The organism is Sorangium sp. So ce124 (genome assembly GCF_051525235.1).
Classification (GTDB): domain Bacteria; phylum Myxococcota_A; class Polyangia; order Polyangiales; family Polyangiaceae; genus Sorangium; species Sorangium atrum.
In genome coordinates this window covers 12,220,442-12,239,999 of record NZ_CP150312.1, presented here as the reverse complement: position 1 = coordinate 12,239,999, position 19,558 = coordinate 12,220,442, and the positions used below count along the sequence as shown (strand labels likewise).

16 protein-coding genes are annotated in these 19,558 nt (G+C 70.6%); 9 read left to right on the top strand and 7 right to left on the bottom strand.

Annotation, left to right across the window (positions count from 1 at the left end):
- Positions 1-166: 166 nt before the first annotated feature.
- From gyrB to dnaN, 3 genes are all read right to left on the bottom strand, one after another.
- The gene (gene gyrB / locus WMF19_RS45910; RefSeq protein WP_437896126.1) at positions 167-2,665 is read right to left on the bottom strand and encodes a DNA topoisomerase (ATP-hydrolyzing) subunit B; all 2,499 of its coding nucleotides are present in this window, start codon (positions 2,663-2,665) and stop codon (positions 167-169) included.
- A gap of 445 nt (positions 2,666-3,110) precedes the next feature.
- Positions 3,111-4,262 (bottom strand): DNA replication/repair protein RecF, encoded by a 1,152-nt coding sequence (recF, locus tag WMF19_RS45905; RefSeq protein WP_437896124.1) that lies wholly within the window; start codon positions 4,260-4,262, stop codon positions 3,111-3,113.
- A complete protein-coding gene (dnaN, locus tag WMF19_RS45900; RefSeq protein WP_437896123.1) occupies positions 4,259-5,389 on the bottom strand; it encodes a DNA polymerase III subunit beta in 1,131 nt (376 codons plus the stop codon). The genes recF and dnaN overlap by 4 nt, the downstream gene beginning before the upstream one ends.
- Before the next feature lie 753 nt (positions 5,390-6,142).
- On the opposite strand from dnaN, the gene WMF19_RS45895 reads away from it, so the two are divergent.
- Both WMF19_RS45895 and WMF19_RS45890 read left to right on the top strand, forming a co-directional pair.
- Positions 6,143-7,495, top strand: coding sequence for a serine/threonine-protein kinase (locus tag WMF19_RS45895; protein ID WP_437896122.1), 1,353 nt, complete (start codon positions 6,143-6,145; stop codon positions 7,493-7,495).
- A 24-nt stretch (positions 7,496-7,519) separates the two neighbouring features.
- Entirely contained in the window at positions 7,520-8,176 is a 657-nt protein-coding gene (locus WMF19_RS45890) for an ABC transporter ATP-binding protein (protein WP_437896121.1), read from the top strand.
- A 152-nt stretch (positions 8,177-8,328) separates the two neighbouring features.
- On the opposite strand, the gene bioD is transcribed toward WMF19_RS45890, so the two are convergent.
- The 3 genes from bioD to zapA all read right to left on the bottom strand — a co-directional run bounded on the left by bioD (position 8,329) and on the right by zapA (position 10,587).
- Entirely contained in the window at positions 8,329-8,979 is a 651-nt protein-coding gene (gene bioD / locus WMF19_RS45885) for an ATP-dependent dethiobiotin synthetase BioD (RefSeq protein ID WP_437896120.1), read from the bottom strand.
- Between the two features lie 44 nt (positions 8,980-9,023).
- Positions 9,024-10,178, bottom strand: coding sequence for an aminotransferase class I/II-fold pyridoxal phosphate-dependent enzyme (locus WMF19_RS45880; RefSeq protein ID WP_437896119.1), 1,155 nt, complete (start codon positions 10,176-10,178; stop codon positions 9,024-9,026).
- A gap of 79 nt (positions 10,179-10,257) precedes the next feature.
- Positions 10,258-10,587 carry a cell division protein ZapA gene (gene zapA / locus WMF19_RS45875; protein ID WP_276597790.1) on the bottom strand — a complete coding sequence of 110 codons (330 nt, stop codon included), beginning with the start codon at positions 10,585-10,587 and terminating at the stop codon, positions 10,258-10,260.
- Positions 10,588-10,793: 206 nt separating this feature from the next.
- Between zapA and WMF19_RS45870 the strand changes: the two genes are divergently transcribed.
- Positions 10,794-11,408: a hypothetical protein gene (locus WMF19_RS45870; RefSeq protein WP_437325896.1), complete on the top strand. Its 615-nt coding sequence runs from the start codon at positions 10,794-10,796 to the stop codon at positions 11,406-11,408.
- Positions 11,409-11,442: 34 nt separating this feature from the next.
- Here WMF19_RS45870 and WMF19_RS45865 read toward each other — a convergent pair whose 3' ends face one another.
- Positions 11,443-12,198, bottom strand: coding sequence for a hypothetical protein (locus WMF19_RS45865; protein WP_437796381.1), 756 nt, complete (start codon positions 12,196-12,198; stop codon positions 11,443-11,445).
- A gap of 259 nt (positions 12,199-12,457) precedes the next feature.
- On the opposite strand from WMF19_RS45865, the gene WMF19_RS45860 reads away from it, so the two are divergent.
- From WMF19_RS45860 to WMF19_RS45835, 6 genes are all read left to right on the top strand, one after another.
- Complete coding sequence (locus WMF19_RS45860) at positions 12,458-12,796, top strand: DUF167 domain-containing protein (protein WP_437896118.1); 339 nt, start codon at positions 12,458-12,460, stop codon at positions 12,794-12,796.
- Positions 12,793-13,590 carry a diaminopimelate epimerase gene (dapF, locus tag WMF19_RS45855; RefSeq protein WP_437325894.1) on the top strand — a complete coding sequence of 266 codons (798 nt, stop codon included), beginning with the start codon at positions 12,793-12,795 and terminating at the stop codon, positions 13,588-13,590. The genes WMF19_RS45860 and dapF overlap by 4 nt, the downstream gene beginning before the upstream one ends.
- On the top strand, positions 13,587-15,473 hold the full coding sequence (locus WMF19_RS45850; RefSeq protein WP_437896117.1) for a diguanylate cyclase domain-containing protein: 1,887 nt from the start codon (positions 13,587-13,589) through the stop codon (positions 15,471-15,473). Before dapF ends, WMF19_RS45850 begins: the two co-directional genes overlap by 4 nt.
- A 52-nt stretch (positions 15,474-15,525) precedes the next feature.
- Complete coding sequence (locus tag WMF19_RS45845; protein WP_437896116.1) at positions 15,526-17,139, top strand: DUF4388 domain-containing protein; 1,614 nt, start codon at positions 15,526-15,528, stop codon at positions 17,137-17,139.
- 156 nt (positions 17,140-17,295) lie between these two features.
- Positions 17,296-18,408 carry an alanine dehydrogenase gene (gene ald, locus WMF19_RS45840; protein ID WP_437796379.1) on the top strand — a complete coding sequence of 371 codons (1,113 nt, stop codon included), beginning with the start codon at positions 17,296-17,298 and terminating at the stop codon, positions 18,406-18,408.
- A 16-nt stretch (positions 18,409-18,424) separates the two neighbouring features.
- Entirely contained in the window at positions 18,425-19,516 is a 1,092-nt protein-coding gene (locus tag WMF19_RS45835; RefSeq protein ID WP_437796378.1) for an isocitrate/isopropylmalate dehydrogenase family protein, read from the top strand.
- Positions 19,517-19,558 lie beyond the last annotated feature (42 nt).

The window sequence follows — 19,558 nt, the reverse complement described above, 5'->3', positions numbered from 1 at the left end:
CAGGGCAGGTGAGCGATGCAGCGGCAGCGCCGTGTCAACCCCCCGGCCATGCGCCTCGAGCGGGGGCTTGACGCATGCACGCCCGGGCGCAGGGGCCGAGGCGCCGCGCCCCTGGGCGCAGGAGCCGCGCTGGGCGCGCAGGAGCCGCGCGCCCTGGGCGTGGGGCTCAGATATCGAGGTTCTTCACGTTGAGCGCGTTCTGCTCGATGAAGTTGCGCCGCGGCTCGACCTGGTCCCCCATCAGGATCGTGAAGAGCTCGTCCGTCTTCACCGCATCGTCGATGCGGACCTGGAGGAGAGTCCGAGCGTCCGGGTTCATCGTCGTTTCCCACAGCTCGTCGGCGTTCATCTCGCCGAGGCCCTTGTAACGGCTGATCGAGATGCCCTTCTTGCCGCGCTCCTCGATGTACTCGACGAGCGACTCTCCGTTCTCGAGGGTCTCCTCGCCGCTCGAGGTGCGCGCACGGTACGGGGCCGCGCCGATGGACCGGAGGTCCTGCTCGATGGACCAGGCCTCCTGGTACTCCGGCGAGTTCACAAGATCCCAGTCGATGACGCTCTTTCGCGCGCTCGCGCCCGGGCGCGGCACGACCTCGATCCGGCTCGTCCCGTGCTCCGTGTCCCGGGGCGTCGCCAGCGTGAGCGGGAACAGGTCCGGATAGCGCTGCTTCAGGTAGGCGCGGAGCTCGTCGGCGGCCGCGGCGACCTTCTTGGTCTCGCGCAGATCGTCGCGCCCGAGCCCGCTCGACCGCAGCAGCGCCGCCACGATCCGCGCGTCACAGCGCTTGTCGATGTTGGAGAGCACGGCGCGGAACCGCTTCAGCCGCTGCGCCAGCCGGTAGAGCGGCTGGCCCGCGATGCCCGTCTGGGCGCCGCTGGCGACGATCTCGAGCCCGTCCACGGCGTTGCCCACGAGGAACTCGTCCAGGGCGCCCTGGTCCTTCAGGTACAGGTCCCGCTTGCCCTTGCGCACGCGGTAGAGCGGCGGCTGCGCGATGAACAGGTACCCCTTCTCCATGATCTCCGGCATCTGCCGGAAGAAGAAGGTCAGCAGCAGCGTGCGGATGTGGGAGCCGTCGACGTCGGCGTCCGTCATCAGGATGATCTTCTGGTAGCGGAGCTTGTCGATCTCGAAGCCGCCAGCGTCGTTGATCCCACAGCCGAGCGCGGTGATCAGCGTGCCCACCTCGGCGGAGCTCAGCATCCGGTCGAGCCGCGCGCGCTCGACGTTCAGGATCTTCCCCTTCAGCGGGAGGATCGCCTGGAAGTGCCGGTCGCGCCCCATCTTGGCGCTGCCGCCGGCGCTCTCGCCCTCGACGATGTAGATCTCGCTCTTCTCCGGGTCCTTGGACTGGCAGTCGGCGAGCTTGCCCGAGAGCGAGGTCACGTCGAGCGAGCCCTTGCGGATCACCTCGCGGGCCTTGCGGGCCGCCTCGCGCGCCTTCGCGGCCACGACCGCCTTCTCGATGATCTTCTTCGCGCTCTGGGGGTTCTCTTCGAAGTACTGCCCGAGCTTGTCGCTGACGGCGGCCTCGACGATGCCCTTGACCTCGCTCGACACGAGCTTGGATTTCGTCTGCGAGTCGAACGACGGATCAGGGTGCTTGATGCTGAGCACGCACGTCAGGCCCTCACGGGCGTCCTCGCCCTGCAGGCCTTGCTTCAGCTCCTTGAAGAGGTTGTGCGCGCTCCCGTAGTTGTTGATCGTCTTCGTGAGCGCGGCGCGGAGCCCGGTGAGGTGGGTGCCGCCGTCCTTGTTGTGGACGTTGTTCGTGTAACAGAAGATGGCTTCCGTATAGGAGCCATTCCACTGCAGCGCGACCTCCACGCCGACCGGCGGAGCCGCGGAGCTGCCGCGGCCGTTCGCGCCGTCGCCCGTGGCGCCGACCTCATGCTGCGACACGAAGCTGATCACGTCGTCGTGAATCGGCTCCTTGGTCTTGTTGAGCAGCGACACGAACTCGGAGATGCCCCCCTTGTACTCGTAGACTTCCGTTCTCCCGTCGGGGCGCTGGTCGTGGAGGTGGATGATGAGCCCGGCGTTCAGGAACGCGAGCTCACGCAGGCGGCTCGCCAGGATGTCGAAGCTGAACTCGACCGTGCTGAAGACGACCGGATCGGGCTTGAAGGTGAGCTTCGTCCCCGTCTTGTCCGTCACGCCGATCCCCTTGAGCGGCGCCTTCGGCACGCCCCGGGCGTACTCCTGAAACCAGAGCTTTCCTTCGCGCTTGATCTCGAGCTTCAGCCATTCGGAGACGGCGTTCACGGCGCTCACGCCGACGCCGTGCAAGCCCGCAGAGACCTTGTAGCTGGAGTTGTCGAACTTGCCGCCGGCGTGGAGGACGGTCATGACGACCTCTGCCGCGCTCACGCCTTTGGCGTGCATCCCGACAGGGATCCCGCGGCCGTTGTCCTCGATCGACACCGAGCCGTCGAAGTGGACGGTGACCCTGATCTCCGTGCAGGCGCCGGCGAGGTGCTCGTCGACCGCGTTGTCGACGGCCTCCCAGACCAGGTGGTGGAGCCCCGATCCGTCGTGCACATCGCCGATGTACATGCCGGGTCGCTTTCGCACCGCTTCAAGGCCTTCGAGCGCCGTGATGCTGTGGGCGTCATACGACGCCTTGGTGAGGTCGGTCGGCTGGCTCAGGGTGGGTTCCGTCATCTCGGTCCTGGTGGCGCGCCCGCCGCCTCTCACCGGGGGCGCAGAGCGGCGGAGGCCGCTCGGATTGCCGGAGTTCTTGCAGTGGAGGGGCCGGCTCGATGGCAGCTCGTCTGGTGAGACCCGGGCGCCGCGGCCGCGGCGCCGGATCGATTCCGGGGCCATGAGCGTTCACGCGCGGACCGCTCGTCGATGCCCCGTAAAGACTGCGGAAATGTAGCCGAAATCAGGGGCTCGGGCAAGCGTTTCGCCGGGTCCGGAAGCCTCGTAACACCGTATTTTCGGCGCCCATCGCGGGCGCGTCCGGAGCATCCCAACTCGCGCGCTCCGGGGCCGGGATCAACGCGTTTGACGGCGGTCACGGCGCGGTCGGCTGACGTTCGTCGCGCGTGCCGCGCGCCGCGCGCGTCCGGCAGCCGGCGGCAGCCCGGCGCGCCCGCGACGAACGTCAGCCGACCGCGCCGCCTTCGACGTGAAAATCGCGCCGCTCCGAGGAAGGTACGCCCGGCGTGACGATGAGATCGCGCCGCGTGGTCGTCAGGAATACCTGTCCGCGCGCCATTCCGAGGAACATGAACAGCGCCGCGGTCCGGTCGGGATCGAGCTCGCTCGACACGTCGTCGAGCAAAAGGATCGGTTCTACGCCCCGGACGGAAGCAATGGCAGCGGTCTCGGCTGCTTTGAGCGCGAGCGTGAGGGCCCTGTGCTGGCCCTGGGAGGCGACCACGCGGGCGGGGTGGCCGTCGAGCTCGAGCACCAGGTCGTCGCGGTGGGGACCGAAGCCCGCGCTCGGCCTGTGCGCGTCGCGGCGGCGCTGCTCGCGCAGCGCCTCGCGCGCCTGCTCGGCGGCGCCGCTACCGCCGGGCGCATACCGCGCGGCCAGCTCCAGGTTGGGCGCGGCGATGCGGGCGAAGGCGTTCGTGAGCTCCGGCGCCAGCGCCTGGACGGCCGCCTCGCGGGCGCGGGTCAGCGCCGCGCCGTGGAGGGCGCAGAGCGCCTCGAACGCGTCGAGGTCGGGGCTCGCCTGGGCCTGCGCGCCCCCGCCGCGGTGGAGCAGCTCGTGGCGCGCGCGGAGCGCCTGCGCGTAGCGGGCCCGGTGGTCGGCGCTCTGCGGGTCCATGAAGAGCGCCAGGCGATCGAGCAGCGTGCGCCGCGCGCTCGCGGGCCCGGTGGACAGCGCGAGCTCCTCCGCGTGGAAGGCGACGACCGGCGATCGCGTCGCGAAGCTCGCCAGGCTCGGGGGCCGGTTGCCGTCGATCCGCACGACGCACCGCTTGTGCTCCACGGCGGCGGTCTGCTCGCGCGCGAGCGGCTGCAGCGCGTCCCGTCGCTCGACGAAGCGCGCGCGCGCGCTCGCGATGGGGGCGCCGTGGCGGACCAGCTCGGCCAGCCGGTGGGTGCGGAAGCTCCTCGAGGTCGCGGCGAAGTAGATCGCCTCGAGCAGGCTCGTCTTTCCCTGCCCGTTGTTGCCCGCGATCACGTTGATGCGCGGCGCGGGCTCGACATCGACGCGACCGAGGTTCCGGAACTCGCGGATGTGGAGCCGTTCGAGGAGGAGGCTCGGGGAGCGCCCCTCGGTCTCGTCGGAGGGCGCGCTCAAATCCGCATCGGCATGATGACGGCGACGTAGCTCTGCTGGTTCGACTCGCTGCCGGGCCGGATCACGGCGGGGTCGAGCTCGCCGGAGATGCCGAGGATGACCTCCTCGTCGTCGATCGAGGCGAGCACGTCGAGGAAGTACTTCGCGTTGAAGCCGATGGTGACCTCGGGTCCGCTGTAGTCGACGGCCACCTCGTCGAAGCCGGCGCCGGTGTCGGGGCTCTCGCTGGTGATCCGCAGCGTCGCCGGCGCGATCGACAGCTTGACGCCGCCGGTGCGGTCGTTGGCGGCGAGCGCGATGGCGCGGAGGGCCTCGGCGAACGCGACGCGGGGGGCGCGGACCGAGCGCTCGGTGACGGACGGGATGACCTGCTGGTAGGGCGGGAACTGCGCGTCGACGAGCTTCACCGAGAACTGCATCCCGGCGATGTTGAAGAAGGCGTTCGGCCCGCTCTGGGTGATGGCGACCATCGGGGTCTCCTTCTCGGCGCGCGCCTCTTCGGCGAGGCGGCGGAGCTCCGTGATCGCCTTGAGCGGGATGAGCATGGTGGCCGTCGCGGAGCTGCCCGACACGGTCGCCTCCATCTTGGAGAGCCGATGGCCGTCGGTGGTCACCATCCTGACGCGATCGCCGGCCCACTCGAACAGGGCGCTGTTCACGTGGGCGCGGGTCTCGTCGGTCGAGATCGAGAAGTGGGTCCGGGTGATCAGGAGCGCGAGCTGCTCGACGGGGAGCTCCAGCGAGGGCGCGTCCTGCGCCGGGGCGGGCAGCTGCGGGAACTCCGAGCCGGGGAGCCCGGGGAGCGTGTAGCGCCGGGGCGATCCCACGGCCTTGAGCGACGTGTGGGCGCCCTCGGTGGTGGTGATCTGGATCGGGCCATCGGGCATGGCCTTCACGCGCTCCAGCAGGTCCCTGGCGGGGACCGCGACGGTGCCGCCGGTCTTGATGTCCGCGTGGGTCTGGCCGGTGACGCCGAGGTACAGGTCGGTCGCGGCGACGCGGACCGCGTTGCCCTCGGCGGCCAGCAGGACGTTGGCGAGCGCGGGCATGGCGCTCTTCTTGTCCGCCACGCCTTGGCAGCGCGCGACGAGGCGAAGCAGATCTTTCTTGGGGATCACAAGGTCCATAGCCGACTCCGGAGCCGCTCCCTTTAGCAGGGTTATCGCCCGGGGGTGCGCCGGAAATGAGCGCTCGCGTGACCTTGCGCAACGCCTCTTCTTTCCATGAAATAGATAGATAAAGACATCGTCTTCGTCGTAGGCGCTGTGGAGGGCGGGGATAACTCAGAATGCGCAACGAATCCAATGAGTTAGAAGCGGACGCCCTGGGGTAAATGGACCGTCCTCAGGGGTAGGTGGACAGGGGAGAGCTGGCGGATGACCGATCTCCCCCGTTTTGCCCCCAGGGTTGCCGGCGGGGTTATCCCCAAGGATCCCCCAGGGGACGTGCGGGGTGATGTGGAACCGAGCGCTGCCCACATGCTCTGACCGATCGCTGTGCAGTTCCGAGCGGCACCTGGATGGAGTATTTGAAATTGTACGGACTTGAGTTCGGTGCGGTGTATCCACTGCGGTAGCCACCACGATCTCGCGGTGGTCGTGTGTCCGGCGACCGGGCTGGTCGTCGCTCCGAGCGATGCGCCGCCCTCGCGCCCGGGCCCTCGCGCTGGTGTGGCTCCGTTGCAGCCGATCCCTCGGCCAGCAGCGCGTCCTCCGTCGAGGGTGGCGCCGCCGTTGCTGAGGTGGCCGACGGGCGTTGCACCGAGCTCATCGGTGCGTGGCGCGCTGGCGCCGGGTCCAGAGCAGCGGGCGTTCGCGTCGCGCGCTCCGTCGTCTCCCGAGGCAGGCTCGCGGACGCCGGCGTGGCCGAGGAACCGCGGCGTGAGCCCGACCTCTTCCGGGCGCTCGCTGCTCGGCCACGTGATCGGCGACAAGTACGCGGTCACCGCCATCATCGGGGAGGGCGGGATGGGCGCGGTGTACGAGGCGGAGCACCTCCAGATCGGGCGGCTGGTCGCCGTCAAGGTGATGCATCCGCGGGAGACCCAGAAGCGCGAGGCCATCTCGAGGCTGGAGCACGAGGCTCGTGTCGCCGGGCGGATCGGTCATCCCAACATCTGTGAAGTGTACGACATGGGGTGGCTCCCTGACGGCAGCCCCTACCTCGTCATGGAGCGCCTCCATGGGGAGACGCTGGCGCAGCGGATCGCGCGCTGCGGTGTCGTTCCGCCGAACGAGCTCGTCGACATCATGCTTCAGGTGCTCTCGGCGCTGGTCACGGCGCATGATCGGGGGGTCGTCCACCGTGATCTGAAGCCAGAGAACATCTTCCTCTCGGAGCGCGCCGGCATGTTGCCGGTGGCCAAGCTGCTCGATTTCGGCATCTCCCAGGCCCCAGGCGTGGATGGGGTGGTGATGGATCTGACCCGCACCGGCATGGTGATGGGCACGCCGTATTACATGGCGCCCGAACAGGCACGGGGCGACGCGGAGCTTGACCGCCGGCTCGATCTGTGGGCTGCGGGCGTGATCCTGTACGAGGCGCTGACGGGCCAGCGCCCGTTCGTGGCCCGCAACTACAACGCGCTGCTCGTCCAGATCCTCACGCTGTGGCACCGGCCGATGACGGAGCTCGATCCGACGATTCCGCCCGGCCTCTCCCGCCTCGTGGATCGCGCCCTGGCGAAGGCGCGGGATGAACGATTCCAGAGCGCGCGGGAGTTCCTGGAAGCGCTGCGGCGGTTCAAGAACCAGGTGCCGGTATCCCAGAAGCGCCAGGTGGTGGAGCGCGTCGCCGTTCAGAATGTCGTCGACGAACAGTCCGACGACGGCACGATGATGTTCGCTCGGCTCGGAGAGGGCGAGGAGAGGCGTGACCCTGGCAGGGTCGTCGTGGCGGGCGCACGTGGCACGGCGGCAGCGGCGAGCAAGGAACCGCAGACGGCGGATTGCAGCAACGGGCTGCAGGTCCTCCACGGCGCGCGGTCGCTGCGGTCGTCCGACGGCGGCGCCGTGCGCAGACCGAGCGAGCCGGTCGCGGAGACGGGTGACGGGCAGTCTCGGGACGATGAGTCGGAAGATCGACCGACGATTCCTTCGTTGAGCCCGCTCGAAGCAGAAGCGGAGCTCTCCGACGATTCCGAGGCGACTGTCGTTGATCCGCCGGCGTTCCCGGAGGACATCACCACGGTCGTTCAGGGCGAAGGTCGCGCTCGAGGCGGCGACAAGAGCTGACGGGAACGCGAGCGCAGGAGCGAGGTGAGCGCTGTGAGTACGATCGAGCGCGTGGTGGCCCGTGGTGTCGTGAAGACCTACGGAGCGACGGCGGCGTTGCGCGGAGTGAACGCGACGATCGAGGCAGGGCGATTGACGCTCATCGAGGGGGCGAACGGGTCGGGCAAGTCGACGCTGCTCGGGATCCTCGGGACCGTGATCCGTCCCACGTCGGGCGCTGTGAGCTACGAGCCGCTCGGCGACGATGCCGGGATGGCGCGCGGCACCATCGGCTGGCTGTCCCACGAGTCGCTGGCGTACCCGGACCTCTCCGGTCGGCAGAATGTCGAGCTGGCGGCCGGCTTCCACGGGCTCGACGCGCACGAGGCGTGGCGTCATGCAGAGGAGCGCTTCGAGCTCGGGAGCTTCGCGCTAAGGCCGCTCCGCACGTGTTCGCGCGGCCAGCGGCAGAGAATCGCGCTCGCGCGAGCGCTGGTGCACCACCCGTCGCTGGTGCTGCTGGATGAGCCTACCACGGGCCTCGACCGCGGCGGCGTCGCGCGACTCCTCACGGTCGTGGAGGCGGAGGTCGAGCGAGGCGCCGCGGTGGTCGTGGTGTCCCACGAGCCGGAGGTCTTCCGGGAGCGGGCGGCCGCCCGTCTGGTGCTGGAGCGGGGTCGCGTCGTCACCGACGCTTCCTGACGACGCGCACCGATCTTTCGGAAGTCCCGCGAACCCGCCGAGCGGGTCCTCGTCGGACCGGAGAGTCAGGACCAGGTACTCGGGTCCGGTACCTCGGCTTGATTTCTCACGACCTCGGGGCTGGCCACCCCCTCGGACGTGACGACGTCTCGTCAGGACAGTGCGAGGCGCGCCAGGGCGACCTGCGCCGCGGCGAGTGAAGCCGGTGCGGTTGGAGCCGCGCGCGGCATCACAACCGCGCCGGAAGCAATGCCGAGCGCGGCGAGCTCCCCCGCGTTTGTGCCAGTCGATGCGTCGGGCGCTGCCGGCGGGTTCAGCACGATCACGGCTGGCGGAAGACCAGGAGCGAGCGCACGGAGGGCGAGCGTGCAGCAAGCGACCTCGTGAAGGATGCCCAGCCGGTCGAGGCCGACCAGCACGAGGGCATCGGGAGAGAGTGCGCGCACGAGGTCTGCGTTCGTCAGTCCTGGTCCGAGCGGGGAGAGGAGCGCGCCGGCGCTCTCCACGATGGCAAGGGGAGCTGGCTGCCTGTCGACCCACGCGCCGGCGACCTCCAGCGAGATGGCGCGTCCGCAACGGCGCGCTGCCAGGTGAGGGGAGATCGGCTCAGCGAAGCGGTAGGGTGCTGGCTCGGGTTGGACCGAGCTGACGAGCGCCAGCTGCTCGGCGTCGGTCGTCGAGGTGCCGTCGATGCCCGATTCGATGGGCTTCAAGCCGCAGACCTTGTCGCCGCGAGCTGCCAGCGCTGCGACCAGCGCGACCGACACGTGCGTCTTGCCCACCCCGGTCCCGGTTCCGACCACCGCGACCCGGATCCGTCCTGTTTCACGTGAAACAGGATGCCCCCTCATCGCATCGCCTCCCGGAACCCTGCAAGGGCACGCTCGACGTCCGACTCGGAGAGCGACGCGTTCGCCACGATGCGGAGCCGCGAGGTACCTGCGGGCACCGTCGGCGGTCGGATCGCCTGGACGAGGACACCCTCGCTCGCGAGGCGCCGAGACATCTCCACCGCGGCCCCCGTCGACTTCAGAATCCAGGGGAGGATCGGGCCCGAGGAGCCAGGAAGCAGCTCGGCTCCCAGCGCCTGCAGACCGGAGCGAAGCCGGCGGGTGAGCACCGCCAGGCGCGCCCGAGCCGGGTCGTCCGCGGCGGCGCGGCGGACCCGCTCCACCGCAGCGAGCGCCACCACGGGGCTGATGCCTGTCGAGTAAACGAAGCTCCTGGCGCGGTTCCACAGGTAAGTTCGCAACGTCGAGGAGCCCGCGACAAAGGCGCCGTGGAGCCCGAGCGACTTGCCGAGCGTGCCGATGAGCACGTCGGGGCGAACCCCGACCTCGGCGCAGAGGCCAGCGCCGCGCGGCCCGAAGACACCCAGGGCGTGCGCCTCGTCCACGATCAGCGCTGCATCGTGGCGATCGCAGAGCTCACGGAGGCGGCGGAGATCGGGGGTGTCGCCATCCATGCTGAAGAGCGATTCGGTCACCACCCACCGGCGGCGGGCGCCCCTGGCCCGCGCGAGGGCGCTCTCGACCGCCTCCACGTCGACGTGGCCCACGACCTCGACCGTCGCTCCCGAGAGACGGCATCCGTCGATGAGCGACGCATGGTTCAGCGCGTCCGACACGACGACATCCCCCGGCCGGGCCAGCGCGGCGACGGTGCCGACGTTGGCTGCGTACCCGGAGGAGAACAGCAGCGCCGCCTCCACGCTCAACCAGGCGGCGATCTTCCTCTCGGCCATCAGATGGGCCTCGTGGGTCCCGCTCACCAGGCGGGACGCCCCCGCACCGCTCGCGGTTCCGACCTCGGAAGGCAGGGCGAGCCCGGCGTAGCCGAGGTAGTCGTTGGAGCACAGGACCAGCATCCGCGCCGGAGCCGGGGCAGCTGGAGGCGTGCGCAGCAGGCCGGCACGCTCCATCTCGGAGAGCTCGTCCTGGAGATGGCGAAGGGCGTTCACGCCTCCAGGCGTGGGGTCGAGGGCCTGGAAAGCTTCATCCATGGGTGCGGGCATGCCATCTCCAGTCAGCGGCAGGGGCCGAGCGGCAGGACCACCCCTCGCCAGGTACGGGCACTCCAGCTCAGCGCGTGCTGTCGTTCGCTCCGCTGGACGAGGGCGACTCCGGACCGGCGCCGAGGACCGCGTCGACCCGCTGCAGGATACGGCCAAATGCGTCCCGCGCGCGCCCTGCGATCGCCGACGCCCGGGTCCGCTCCTGCTCGAGATCGTGCGCGAGCGCGATGGCGGCGAGCAACATGGCCTGGGGGGTCACGGCGCGGCCGGCGGGCACAACGGTAGCGAGCTTCTGATCGACGACCGCGGCGAGCCGCTGGAGCTCCTCGTCGCTCGCGGACGTCACCACGCGGTAGGTCTGACCTCCTACCCGTAGCTGCACTGTGCGTCGCGCCATTGCCCCCGGACGCTACCATGAACGCCAGCGGGCGCGCAGGGCGGGCTGCGCGGTGCGAACGGAGGGACTCACCTGCGACGGACGTGACGGACGCAACGCACGCGACGCACCGAAAACGAACTCAGGACATCCTCACGCAGGGCGCAGGCTCCGTGCCGCAGAATTCAGGCGCGCTCCCCGCCAGCGCCCTGTAGCATGGCTCCATCATGGCCACCGCGGGCCGCCCAGCTGCCTTGGTTGCCGCGCTCCTCGGAGCCGTTCTCCTCCACGGCACAGCCCGCGCCGAGCCCCAGGCGAGCGCCGGCGTCACCGTCGGCCTTGCCGGCGTTGGCCTCGACCGGCAGCTGTGGGACTCCACGGTCTTCCACGTCGGACTGCGCGGAGACGTCCTGTTCGGCCGCGCTGCCAACGCCGACTTCGGCGTCGGTCCCTACGCCGAGGTGCTCACCCACGCGTTCGATGAGATCCAGACCGGCGTGGGCGTCTCCGTGCTCGCGCCCATCCACGACACGTTCCCCCTGGTCCTCTCCACCGGCGCCTACGGCCGGTGGAGCGGCGACGCCCGCGGCGTGGAGCCAGGGATCGCCGCCGCCATCTTCTGGGGCGGACGCAGCTACAACTTCCACTCGCGCTACGGGATGAGCACAGGGCTGCTCGCCCAGGGGCGGTTCGGGCTCGGCGGCTCGAAGGAGACCGCCGTCGTCCTCGCGGCGCAGCTCGATCTCGCGCTGCTCGCCCTCCCGTTCGTCTACCTCTTCGAGGCTGCGAAAGGGCCGTCACCCGAGGCAGCCCCGGTGCGCCGCGCCAAACCGGCGCCCTGAAGGCGGCTCGATCTGGCGGCTGCTGGGGAGCGCTCTACAGGCCGAAGCTTGCGATGTGATCGGCGCAGGGCTGACCGAGGTCGCGACAGTCCTGAGGGCCCCGGGCGCCAGGGCAGGCGCCCTCGAGCTCCTTGGCGTCCTCGCACTCCTCGTTCGCGGAGCTGGAGCAGCAGTCCGGCGGCGACGTGTCGACGCACCGGCTGCAGGCGAAGCAGACCCTGACGGGGTAGGTCCACTCCTTGGTCTCGACCTCCTGGCCGCCCAGCGTCCTGCCGCGCAACACCACCGTCGCCCACACCTGGATGTCGCGCCGGAGCTGCGCGGCCTGCACGCGCAAGGTGTCCATGGTGGCGCCGTCGATCAGGAGGACCTCGGTGCAGTTGTAGCCGGGGTCGCCGGACGTGCTCGGGTCGACCGCGCCGGTGATCGGAACGACGTAGCCCGGCGTCACGTCGTTGCCCTCGATGTCGGCGACGCGGACCTCGGCCTCGTAGAGCTGGACGCGGGACGTCTCCGTGCGGAGGACGTCCGGGTCGCCGCGCTCTACGATCTGGTTGCCCACCAGGAGCATCGCGCTGTGGCTGCCCGCATAGGCCGAGTCCACCGCGTCCTCGGTCCAGAACGGTTCGCTGGGACCGCAGCTCACGGTGCAGTCCCCCGTCTCTGCCATCCGCATGCGGATGAACAGGCTGCTCTCGTTGTCGGCGCATGCAGACCCGAGCAGGCCACCCGACGTCGCGAGCAGCGCGAGCGCGCACAACCTCCTCGCGAGGCCTGGCGTTGCGTTCACGGACCCTTCTCCTTCATCAGTCATGTCCAACGCCTCCACCGCGGAAATGAACATCGGCAGCGAACAACGAGAGCCGCCGATGCAAGTCGACCTGCCGGATCGTACTGCGCGAGCCGACCCACGGCCGGGGCGAAAAGAGTAGCGGGTCAGGCCGCCGACCGGCAAATTCGCGATGGTCGTCGCCGTCCGAAGAGCGACATCACCCCGCCTCGCGGGAACCACGCGTGAGCTCCAGATACGCTACGATGCCGCCGGCCAGATGAGCAAACCCGAGGAGAGCGGCGCCGTCGGCGAGTGGAGTCGCCTCGCGATCACCGAGCGCGCCGAAGGCGTCCGCATCTCGGTCCAGGTGCGCCCGAAGTCGTCGCGCTCGGCCATCGTCGGGGTGCGCGAGGGCGCGCTCGACGTGTCGTTGACCGCGCCGCCCGTGGATGGCGCGGCCAACGCGGAGCTCGTCAAGCTGCTCTCGCGCGCGCTCGACGTGCGCCAGAACGATGTCCAGATCGCCCTCGGCGCGAGCGGCAGGAGCAAGGTCGTCGCCGTCCGTGGGCTCAAGGAAGCCGAGGCGCGAAAGCGGCTCGCCGGGGCGAAGCGATGAAGGAAAACGTCGTCCGGTTCGAGAAGTGGGAAGGTCTTGGCAACGACTTCATCCTGGTCGAGGCGGTCCCGATGACCGCCGAGGCAGCGCGGCGCCTCTGCGACAGGCGGTTCGGCATCGGCGCCGACGGCGTGCTCGTGATCGAGCGCGAGCAGCCGCGCATGCAGGTCTGGAACGCCGACGGGAGCCGCCCCGAGATGTGCGGCAACGGGATCCGCTGCGTCGCGGCCTACCTCGTCTCCCGCGGCACCCCTCAGAAGGCGCTCACCATCGCGACCGACGCCGGCGACAAGCGGTGCGAGGTCACACGGGCGGGCGATCGCTTCGACGTGCTCGTCGGCATGGGCCGGGCCCGCATGGGCGAGACGCTCGTCGTCACAGCGCTCGGCGCGGAGCACCGCTTCGCCACCGTCGACGTCGGCAACCCGCACGCGGTGACGTTCGATCCCTACACGGAGGACGCGATCGATGAGCTCGGGCCGATCGTCGCGACCACGCCCGCCGAAGGCATCAACGTCGAGTTTTGCCGCGTTCGACCTGCCGAGCACGGCGAGGCGGCGCGCATCGACGTGACCGTCTGGGAGCGCGGGGTGGGCCGCACGCTCGCGTGCGGCACGGGCGCCTGCGCCGCAGCGGCCGCGGCGTGCGCGCAGGGCCGCGCGCCGTACGGAGCACCTCTCCGCCTGGCGCTGCCGGGCGGCTCGCTGCGCATCACCGTCGCGCCCGGATCCCTGGAGCTGCTCATGCAAGGCCCGGCGCGCCGGGCGTTCTCGGGTGAGGTGGTGATCGCGTGACCGCCTCGCTCGAGGGGGTCTGGGGTCCTGGCCGGGCGCCGGCCCACGAGTTCTCGCTCAAGGTGCTCGCCGTCATCGCCGACGAGGCGACGCGCACGCTGTTCTCGCGCGTCATCACGTCCGATGAGCTGCTGCTCGCCGGCGATCTCGCCGAGGGGATCGTCCTTGCCGAGACCGCCGCGCCCGACATCGCGTTCATCGATGTCGGGCTCGGGGACGGGGCCGGCCTCGCCATGGTCCACCACCTGAAGGCCCTCGCGTCCGAGGCCACCGTCTTCGCGCTGGCGACGAGGGCGGAGCTCGAGGCGGGCGCCCATGCGGTCGCGCTCGGCGGCGCCGGGCTCTTCCTGCTGCCCCTCGGCGGGGACGAGGTGCTGAACGCGGTCGGCTCGGTGCGCCTGCGCTTCGCCGAGCGGGCTCTCCGGATGCAGCTCGAGCAGGAGTCCGCGCGCAGCGCGCGCGCGGCCGGGTGGATCGCCCGCTTGGCCGAGCTCGCCGACGCGCGCGACCGCACGGCGGCGGCCCAGCAGCTCGCCGAGGTGTTCGTCGAGGCGACGGGCGCGGCGGCAGCCGCCGTGTACCTGGCCGCCGGAGAGCGCTCCAGCGAGCTGGTCCGCTCCGCGGCGATGGGGCCGCTCGAGCGCGCGCCCGCCTACGGGACCGAGACCGACATCCTCGATTTCGCCCGGCGGGAGCAGCTCGTCGTCGTCCCGCTGGCGCTCCGCAAGCTCGCCGCAGGGCACCTCCTTCTCCAGAAGGAGCCTGGCCGCAGCTCCGCGTTCCCTTCGGTCAGGCGCCCGGACAGCGCGGCCTCGACCCCGCGGCGCGCCCCGCTCCTCGACGGCCTGGTCAAGCTGCTCGCCACGCAGGCGACGACGGCGCTCGCTCTGCTCGGCGAACGCGAGCGCTCGACGGGCGGCGCAGCGATGAAGGATCCGGCGTCGAGCGCTTACTCGTTCGCCTACTACGTCGACGTCGCCGGCCGGGAGATCGACAAGGCCAGGCGGTACGGCCGCCGGTTCACGATCGCGACCATCGTGATCGAGCCTGACGCGGCGGCCGCACCGGAGCGCCCAGGCGACCTCGCCTTCTGGAGGATCACGCCGGCGCCCCCTGCCAACACGCACAACCCGGGTCAGGTCGTCGAGCACCTGCTCCGCGCCGTGCGCGACACCGACATCCTGGCCCGCGTCGACGAGAACGAGTTCCACCTGCTGATGCCCGAGACGGCCGCCCTGGAGGCTCACGCCTGCCATCGACGGATGCTCTCCAACGTCGCCGAGAGCGAGAAGCGGGCCGGGTACCTTCCGAAGGGGCTGCTCGTCGGGGTCGCCACGTTCCCCCATGACGGCCAGAGCCTCGCTCAGCTGCTCCGCATCGCCCGGCGGCGGGCCGACGCCACCAAGTCCTCGATCGTCCATCGCATCCCTCAGGATCGGCGGAGCATGGGCGAGATCATCAACCTCCTCTTCCGGGAGTCCCCCGCGCCCGGTGGAGCTTCCGCGATCTCGGCGCCCCGCGCGCTCGATCTGTCGGTGTCCGATACGATCCTGCTCGCGACGTCGGTCGTCAGGAACGCGCTCCGCGGGGGCGCGGTGTTCGTGCTGGTCGCTCACCACGACGGGCTGAGCCTGGGAGCGCAGGTCAAGGCGCTGCTGGCCTCGCCGCGCGACGACGTGGTGGTGCACACCGTCGATCTCCGCTCCTCGCCTGGGTGCAACGACATCGAGGCGCTCTGTGTACTCGCGGAGCACGGCGCGTATGCCCTGATCGGGCGTAACCAGGGGGGCTTCGTGAAGGGTATCCACGCCGCCGATCCGCTGCTCGCGGACTTCCTCGCGGAGCGGCTCGGCCGCGCGGCCGGGCTGCGGGTCTTCGGCTGACTCGGAGGGCGCCGATCCAGTGTCTCGCAGGGTGCTGCTGGTTGATTCGGACGTGGACGCGCTCGGCGCGCTCGCGTCGGCGCTCAGGGCGCGTGGTCTCACCGTGACCAACGCGAACGGCGCGTTCGAAGCCGTGGAGCAGGCGTTCAAGCGCCGGCCCGACGTCGTGCTCGCCGCCAGGGCGCTCGACGAGGACAACGCGCTCGCGGACGCGTTCGCCGCCGTCCCCGACCTCGCCGATACCCCGATCCTCTTCCTCGTCGACGGCGCCGAGGGCGATCTGGGCTTCGACGAGGTCCTGCGCGGCGACGTCGATCACATCGTCTCGCGGATCACCGAGGCGTCGCCGCGCGGCTCCAAGCCGACGGTGCCGCAGGAGATCCGCGGCGATCTCGAGCAGGCCCCGCTCGTCGACCTGCTCCAGCTGCTCGCGATGAACCGCCGGAGCGGCACCCTCGGCATCACGACGCCGACCGGGGCAGGGGAGCTCCGGCTCTCGGCAGGGGAGGTGATCGATGCCGTCTACCGCCGCCTCGAGGGCGAGAAGGCGCTCTATCGGCTGCTCGGAGAGCGGGACGGACACTTCGCCTTCTCGCCCGGCGAACCGGCGAGCGTGCGCCGCATCATGGCGCCGACCTCGCGTCTCCTGATGGAAGCGCTCCGCCAGGTCGACGAGGTCCAGCGCCGGCGAGCGGAGCTCGCGCCGGCCGGTGAGGCCTTCCTGGTGACCGAGCCCGCGAGCGACGATCTCGACCTGTCCCCGCTCCCGGACCACGAGGCGTTCAGCGTCGACGCGACCTTCGGCGACGCGGCGGACCGAGCGAGCGCCGCACCCCTGGCGAACGCCATGAGCTCGGTGCCCGACTTCACCGCCGCGCCGATGCCGGCGAGCGACGTGAAGGGCAACCGCGTCGGTTCGATGCCGCCGCCGCCCACGCTCCGCGCGGCCGAGCCGGCCGCGTTCCGGCTCGACGCGCTCCGCTCCCCGACGACGTCGCCGCCGGCGCCCCTCGGGGAGCCCGCGGAGCGCACCGCCGTGGCCGAGAAGCTGACGGCGCTGCTCCAGATGCCGCACAACCTCGACGAGCTGCTCGACGAGATCAGCGGGCCGGATCTCCTGATCCTCGAGGTCCTGATGGAGCTGACGGCCTCCGGGAAGATCCGCCGCATCTCGCTCGCCGACCTCACGACGCCGTTCGCGCCGTCCGAGCACCTTCCGGTCCTCCGGTCCCTCGTGACCCGCCTGGCCCGGCCGGGCTTCGCGCCGCCGCCTCACCTCGTCATCGCCGCGAGCACGCGCCGTATGGCGACGCTCTCTCATGCGGTCCGCCGCATCGGAGACGCCGTCGTCCCCGCCGAGCCTCCGCCGCAGGCGGCGATCCCGAGGCCGCTCGGCGTGATCCGGCTCGGCGACGCCGTCGAGCTCGCCCTGGTCGGCCTCCCCATCGAGGAGAGCTTCGCGCCAGCCTGGCCGCTCGCCCTGCACGGCGCGGCCGCGGTCGTCCGGCTCGGCGATGGCGGGGAGGACGCGCTGGCGGCGCACTGCGAGGCCCTGGAGCTCTTGCTGCTCGACGCAGAGGCCATGATGGGGCCGCTCGATCTCGCCTCACCGGGACAGATCACGCTGCTCGTCCGCGCCGCGCTCGAAGCCGCCGCGGGCGTGTGACCGGCCGACGAAAACGTCGCTTTGGAACGGATCTTCCGGGTTTCTCACCTCGGAAACCGGCGTTCGACTCGGCGGCGCACGGCGTTGCGAGAACAGGTTTCTGCTATCGTCGCACACGCCTCGCTTCAGCAGTCCGGCGAGGAGAGGAGCGCGATCGTGCTTATCGGAGTCCCCAAGGAGATCAAGACACGTGAGTACCGCGTCGGCATGACGCCCGCGGGAGTCCGGGCCCTGGTCGGGCACGGGCACAAGGTCCTCGTGGAGACCGGCGCCGGCGAAGGCAGCGGGCTCTCCGACGAAGCCTACGCACGCGCGGGCGCTCTCATCGCGAGGTCGGCAGCGGAAGCGTGGAGCGCCGATATGGTCGTGAAGGTGAAGGAGCCGCTCCCTGCCGAGTACGGCCACTTTCGCCCGGGTCTCCTCCTCTATACCTACTTGCACCTGGCCGCCGAGCCGGATCTCACCCGGGAGCTCGCCAAGCGAGGCGTGACCGGCGTCGCGTACGAGACCATCCAGCTCGAGGACGGCTCGCTGCCGCTGCTGCGGCCGATGAGCGAGGTGGCCGGCAGGATGGCCGTTCAGGTCGGCGCTTCGTGCCTGGAGAAGGAGCGGGGCGGCAAGGGCGTGCTCCTCGGCGGCGTGCCGGGGACGCGGCGCGGCCGCGTGGCGATCCTGGGCGGCGGCGTTGTCGGCCGGAACGCAGCGACCATCGCGGTCGGGATGGGGGCGCAGGTCACCGTGCTCGATGTCCGCGCCGAGACGATGAGCTACCTCGAAGACGTGTTCGGCGGCGCGATCGAGACGCTCTACTCCAACGCGGAGAACATCGAGACGATGTGCGAGCGCGCCGATCTCGTGGTCGGCGCGGTGCTCGTGCCCGGCGCCAAGGCGCCCCAGCTCGTGACCGAAGAGCTCATCCGACGCATGGAGAAGGGGACGGTCGTCGTCGACGTCGCCGTGGATCAGGGAGGGTGCATCGCGACATGCCGCCCGACGACGCACGACAACCCGACCTACGAGGTGCACGGCGTCGTTCACTACTGCGTCGCCAACATGCCAGGCGCGGTCTCGCACACGAGCACCTGGGCGCTCACGAACACGACGATCGGCTACGCGGTGGCGATCGCCAACCAGGGCATCGTCGCCGCGGCCAAGGCCGACAGGGCCGTGGCCCTCGGGATCAATACCCACGGCGGCCACGTGACCTACGGCCCCGTCGCGGCGGCCCACCGGCTGGAGTACGTGCCGGTCGAACGCGCGCTCGGCTGACCGGGAGCGCGACCTCGTGGCAGCCAGAAAAAACAAGAAAATAGCGATCATCGGCGGTGACGGCATCGGTCCGTCCGTCATCGACGAGGCGAAGCTGCTGCTCGAGCTCTATCAGGCGCGAGCAGGGCTGCCGATCGACCTCTGGGAGCTCGATCTCGGCGCCGATCGGTACCTGCGCGACGGGACGACCTTTCCGAACCAGATCCAGATAGCCATCCAGCGCGAGTGCTCGGCGGTGCTCCTCGGCGCCCTGGGTGATCCCCGCGTGCCCAACCTGGAGCACGCGCGCGACATCCTCTTTGGCATGCGCTTCGGCTACGACCTCTACGCCAACGTGAGGCCCGTCCGCGCGCTGTCGGACCGGCTGGTGCCGCTCAAAGGCCGCACGGCGAAGGACATCGACTTCGTCGTGTTCCGCGAGAACACCGAGGGGATCTACGTCGGGATGGGCGGGCAGTTCAAACGCGGCACCCCCGACGAGGTCGCGATCAACGAGGACGTAAATACGAGGAAGGGCGTCGAGCGGATCATCCGCGCGGCCTTCGACTACGCGCGGGCGAACGGCCGGACGCGGGTCACGATGGCGGACAAGTCGAACGCGATGCGGCACGCGCACGAGCTCTGGCTGCGCGTCTTCCACGAGGTGCGCGCCCAGTATCCGGAGATCCAGTCGAACCACGTCTACGTGGACGCCCTCTGCCTGTACGTCATCCAGGATCCCGCGCAGTTCCAGGTGATCGTGACGAACAACCTGTTCGGCGACATCGTGACCGACCTCGGCGCGGCGCTGCAGGGGGGGCTCGGCATGGCGGCGAGCGCGAACGTGCACGCGTCCGATCCGGGGCGGGTCGCGCTGTTCGAGCCGGTGCATGGGTCGGCGCCGCCGCTCGCCGGCAAGGACATCGCGAACCCGTTCGCGGCGATGCTCACCGCGGGGCTGCTGCTCGCTCACCTCGGGTGGCCCGAGGAAGAGCGCCGCATCGAGCGCTGGGTCTCCCAGGCGCTCGACAAGGGGATGTGCACGGTCGATGTGGGCGGCACGCTCGGCACGCGCGCCGCCGGCGCATGGGTCCGGGAGCAGATCGCCGCCGAGCTGGGACCGCCGTGAGGTGACCCGGGGGCGCCCGCGCGCGGCCGGCGCGGGGGGCTC